Consider the following 3,762-nt stretch of genomic DNA (forward strand, 5'->3'; position numbering starts at 1 on the left):
TTGGAGGTGCGCGCGGCGCGGCATGCCGCCGAGCGCTACCTCGCGACCCTCGCGGCGCACGATTGGGCGGCCGCGCGGTCGCTGGCGTCCTGCCACGTGGGCGGCCCTGAGTTTCGCGGCGCGACTCTCCTTCGCATGGGGGTTCCGCAATCGATGTCCACGCGAACGCTGGACTCGCTTGCCGGCGCGGCCCGGGACGAGGACCGGCGGGCCGCTGCGGAGCTTGCGACCGCCGGGGAAGAGGCCGCCGACTCGCTCGGGCTCCGGGCGGATGCGGCGACTCGGCGCGCCCGGATGCTCGGCGACGCCGTTCGCGCGGCCGCGATGTCGCGAGCGGGCCGCGCGGACTCCGTGCTGCGCGTCTGTCGGATGCGCGTCCGCGTGCGCTGGGGCGGACCGCTCGTGGGTCCGGAGCCGGTGGACCGCGAGCACCTGCTGCGGGCGGTGGCCGCCGGCCGCGGGCCCTGGATCGTCTTCTCGCTCCTGGCGCGCGATCGGGATCCCGGTGGCCGGCCGTTCTGACCCCGGCCCGTTTGCGCCGGACCAAGATCGCCCCCGTTTGCCCCGGACCCATTTGACCCGCCCCTGGCGAAGATGCTACGTTTCTGGACCCACGCGCGATCCCGAAAGCACTTACGACGAGGTGGCGAGACGCCGATGAACGTGAAGACCGGCTTCAATTTTGGATACTGGGCGTGGGCCCGGGGGCTTGGGCGCGAGCGGGGATGAACGATCCCGGCCCGCGCCGAGGCCCCGCCCATTGCCGGATCTCCGGCAGTGGGCGTTTCTATTCCTGAGGATGCCATGGTCATCGTCCTTCATCGCGACGCCACGCCCGAGCAGCGCCACGCGGTCGAAGCGCGCCTGCGCGACCTGGGATTCCAGGTCGTCTACTCCCCGAACGGGACGCAGGTGACGATGGCCGCCGTGGGCGAGGGGACGATACCGCCGCTCGACGAGATGCGCTCGCTGGCCGGCGTCGAGGAGGTCCGCCGCATCCCCTCGCCCTTCAAGCTCGCCAGCCGCGCCTTCCGCAAGGAGACGACGATCGTCCGGGTGGGGGACGTGGAGATCGGCGGAAACGCGATCGTCCTGATGGCGGGACCCTGCACCATCGAATCCGAGGAGCAGCTGGTCAAGACGGGCGCGGCGGTCCGCGCGGCCGGGGCGCGCATCATGCGGGGCGGCGCGTTCAAGCCACGCACCTCTCCCTATTCGTTCCAGGGTCTCGGGGAAGAGGGGCTCAAGCTGATGCGGCGCGTCGCCGACATGCACGGACTCCTCGTCATCTCCGAGGTGATGGACAAGAGCCAGATCGCCCTCATGGACAAGTACGTCGACATCTTCCAGGTGGGCGCGCGGAACATGCAGAACTATCCGCTGCTCCGCGAGCTGGGCAGCGTGGAGCGGCCGGTGCTGGTGAAGCGCGGCCTGGCCGCCACCGTGGACGAGTGGCTGATGAGCGCCGAGTACGTCATGTCGGGGGGGAACGATCGCGTGCTGGTGTGCGAGCGCGGCATCCGCGCCTACGAGACCTACACCCGGAACACCCTCGACCTGAACGCGGTGGCCGTGGCCAAGTCGCTCAGCCATCTCCCGGTGATCGTGGATCCGAGCCATGCCGCGGGGATCCGCGACAAGGTGCCGCCGCTCGCGCGTGCCGCGGTGGCGGCAGGTGCCGACGGACTCCTGGTCGAGGTGCACTACGATCCCGAGCGCGCCATCTGCGACGGCCCGCAGTCGCTCTTCCCGGATCAGTTCGCCGAGCTCACGGGGCAGATTCGCATGATCGCCGAGGCGGTGGGGCGCTCGCTGTGACGCGGCGCCGGCGCGGCGGCCCGGCCCCGCGGCGCGAAGGACCGCGCGGCAGCGGGACGCCCTCGCGCGGCGGGGACGGGCACGGCGCGGCGAGCCCTCACGCACGCGGACACAGCGCCCCCGCCGGAGCCACCCGCTGGACCCGCTGGGTGGCGTACGCCTTCATCGCGCTGTTCACGATCTACTGGGGCGCGCAGGCGTTCACGAGCCACCGGATCGGCAACTATGCGGTCGAGACCGACTTCTACTGGAAGTACGGCCCGGCCGCGCGCGACCTCAGGCACGGCGCCGTGGACATCGCCAACTACGATTCCAAGGGGTGGGGCTATCCCGCCGTCGTGACGGCGGTGTCGTTCTTCGGTTTCGAGACCTTCCGCGCCGCCCAGATCGTGGCGCTCCTGTCGGCGGCGTTCTCGCTGCTGCTGCTCTACCGGCTGCACCGAAGCCTCTTCGGCCCGGGCCTCGCCCTCGCGGGAGTGTTGATTCTCGCGGGGAACAAGGTCTTCCTGGCGAACACCTACGAGGTGGGCACCGATATGTTCTTCGTCGCGGTGACCCTCGCCTCGATCGCGCTGCTGTTGCGAAGCCGCGACCCGGGGTGGCGGGCGATCCTCGCCTCGGGGCTCCTCGGCGGATGGGCGTTCTCGACGCGCTACAACGGGCTCGTGCTCTGGCCGGGCGCGCTCGCGCTCTTTCTGTTGTTCCGCGTGCCGGCGGGCGAGCCCGCGGCGCGATGGCGCCGCGCGGGGCTGTATTCGGCGGCGTTTGTGGTGGGCGCCTTGCCGTGGCTCTGGATCAATGCCGCGCACACTGGGAATCCGCTCACCAACTCCAATTATGTGAACGTCGGCTACGCCGTGTATGGAGAAGGGAACTGGGAGAAGTTCTTCTACGGAGGCACGCGAAAGATCCAGTCGTTCGCCGACGTCGTGCGGCTGGATCCCGGCCGCTTCGCCGGCGCGATGGTGAAGAACTTCGTCGAGCACTTGCGCCGCGACCTCTTCGAGCTGCTCTCGCCGCTGTGGGGGGTGTTGGCCGTGATCGGCGCGTTCTTGATGCTTCGCGACCGCCCCGGAAGGCGCGTCGCGGGCTATCTCGCATTCGGCGCGCTGGCGTTCCTCTCCCTTGTCCCGGTGTTCTACGGCGCGCGCTTCTCGCTGCCGCTCCTGCCGTTCTACATCGCGCTCGCCACGTGGCCCTTCGCCTCGCCCCAGGTCGCGCGCGTGCTGGCCGGGCTGGAGCGCACGTTTCCGGTCCGGGCCTTCGCGTTCATGGTGATGTGGATCCCGGTCGCCGTTGCCGCCTACGGCTGGACCCAGGATCCCGCCAATACCGAGAACGTGAAAGCGGGACCCTACGATCTGACCCAGGCCGTGGACTTCCTGAAGGAGCGCAATGTTCAGAGCGCGCTCATGGCGCGCAAACCCCACGCCGCATTCCTCGCCAACATGAAGTTCGTCCCGATGCCCGACGCTCCCACGCCGGATTCGCTACGCGCGGTCGCGCTACGAGAGAACGCCCACTTCGTGTTGATCTCGGGCATCGAGTTCGGCACCCGCGCCGCGGCCCGTCAGATCGCGCAGTCGCAGGCGACCCCACCCGGGTGGCAGCGGGTGTTCGAGAGCCCCACCGCGCTGGTGTTCGCGGTCCAGCCGTAGCTAGCTGGTCTCGGAGCTGGCGCACCGCTCCTGCTGGAGTGAAGTAGGTCAGGGCATTCGCATCATCCCAGCGTGAGTGAATCGCATGACAGTTGTCGCAAGTTTCACACGCGCCAGCAGCGGTGAAATCGCATGACAGGTGTCGCAAGATTCACCGCCGCTAGCAGCGGTGAAATCACATGACAGTTGTCGCAGGCTTCACACGCGCCAGCGCGGGTGAATTTTCGAGCACGCTCGCGGAGCGGTTCGCGTCTCAGATTGCATCTTCTTGAGCAACGTAACGCGC

At 69.2% G+C, this 3,762-nt stretch carries 3 protein-coding genes; all 3 read left to right on the forward strand.

Translation table 11 applies throughout. From position 1 onward, the window contains the following. The coding region (locus VE326_09960) for a hypothetical protein (protein ID HYJ33530.1) at window positions 1–522 on the forward strand (522 nt) is incomplete at its 5' end. 282 nt (window positions 523–804) lie between these two features. Then, the gene (gene aroF / locus VE326_09965; GenBank protein ID HYJ33531.1) at window positions 805–1,818 is read left to right on the forward strand and encodes a 3-deoxy-7-phosphoheptulonate synthase; all 1,014 of its coding nucleotides are present in this window, start codon (window positions 805–807) and stop codon (window positions 1,816–1,818) included. Window positions 1,819–1,967: 149 nt separating this feature from the next. Then, a complete protein-coding gene (locus tag VE326_09970) occupies window positions 1,968–3,476 on the forward strand; it encodes a glycosyltransferase family 39 protein (GenBank protein HYJ33532.1) in 1,509 nt (502 codons plus the stop codon). Window positions 3,477–3,762: the final 286 nt, after the last annotated feature.

The sequence above is a fragment of the Candidatus Binatia bacterium genome, assembly GCA_035631035.1.
Lineage (GTDB): Bacteria > Eisenbacteria > RBG-16-71-46 > SZUA-252 > SZUA-252 > DASQJL01.

Coding starts and splice junctions, on each gene's coding strand:
- aroF (HYJ33531.1), top strand. CDS start 805: ATGGTCATCGTCCTTCATCGCGACGCCACGCCCGAGCAGCGCCACGCG.